This is a genomic window from Cryobacterium sp. 10I5 (assembly GCF_035019865.1).
Lineage (GTDB): Bacteria > Actinomycetota > Actinomycetes > Actinomycetales > Microbacteriaceae > Cryobacterium > Cryobacterium breve_A.
Genome location: NZ_JASJVI010000194.1, coordinates 1 through 1,106, shown reverse-complemented (window position 1 = coordinate 1,106; position 1,106 = coordinate 1). Strand labels below are relative to the sequence as shown.

General features: G+C 62.7%; 1 protein-coding gene. It reads left to right on the top strand.

The window, feature by feature from the left end:
- Nucleotides 1-173: 173 nt before the first annotated feature.
- Nucleotides 174-1,106 (top strand): IS21 family transposase (gene istA, locus QN350_RS19645; RefSeq protein WP_323517189.1); only part of this gene is annotated, 933 nt, incomplete at its 3' end.

Here is a 1,106-nt window from a genome sequence, read left to right as displayed (position 1 = left end):
TGGCGAGTCGCCCTTCTCGGTACCTCTAGTCCACGTTGTTGGTACCGCTTGTTCCGAGTAGGTGGTACTGCGGCTGGGTTTCCTGTTTTCTAGTCGGAGCGGTGGCACGTCGGTGTCGCTGCTTCGCATGAGAAGGAGGCAGTGTGGCCAATTATCGGAAGATCCTGGAACTGTTGCTCGAGGGGCGCAGCTATAACGAGATCGTGGAGGCGGTCGGGTGTTCCCGGCGCGACGTTTCGGTGGTGAAGAAGACGATCACCGCGCGTGGCATCACGGCCGCGTCGGCCGAGTCGATGACGGACGCTGATGTCCAGGTGTTGTTCCCCGACGGGCGGAAGCGCGTGTCTGACGAGTACGAATCGCCAGACTTCACGGCCGTGCTGAGGTCGATGAAAGCGAACCGGCACTTCACGTTGCAGCAGGCCTGGCGGAAGTATGTTGGCGCGGGCGGGCCGGCCAAGAAGTACGGCTACTCGCAGTACTGCCATCTCTTCGGTGAACACCTCCGGGTGAATGATCTTGTCGCGACGCTGCGTCACGAGCCCGGGCGGGCGATGCTTGTCGATTGGGCCGGCGACACGGTCAACGTGATTGATGCGATCACCGGCGAGGTCACGCGCGCGTTCTTGTTCGTCGCGGTCCTGCCGTTCTCGGGAGCGCTGTTCTGTTACGCGTCGACGAATATGAAGTCCGAGGCGTGGCTAGATGCGCACGTGCGCGCGTTCTCGTTCTTTGGTGGCGTCACGCAGATCATCGTGCCCGACAACCCGACCACCGCCACTTACCGGCGCCAGCAGGGAGACGCGGAACGGGTCGTCAATGCCCGGTATCAGCAACTCGCTGACCACTACGGGACCGCGATTGTTCCGGCCCGGGTCCGGAAACCCCGAGATAAGGCTGCAGTGGAGTCGGCGGTGAACGTCGTGAATAAGCGCGTGATCGGCTACCTCGCCGAAGACGTGTGGACGAGCCTGGGCGACCTGAACGCTGAGATCGCGGTGCGGGTGCGGGAGATCAACGAGGACATTCGCCGGGCCAACGATACGACGAGGTGGGAACTCTTCCAGGCCGAAGAAGCCGCCAGGCTCGGTTCGTTGCCTGCTGAC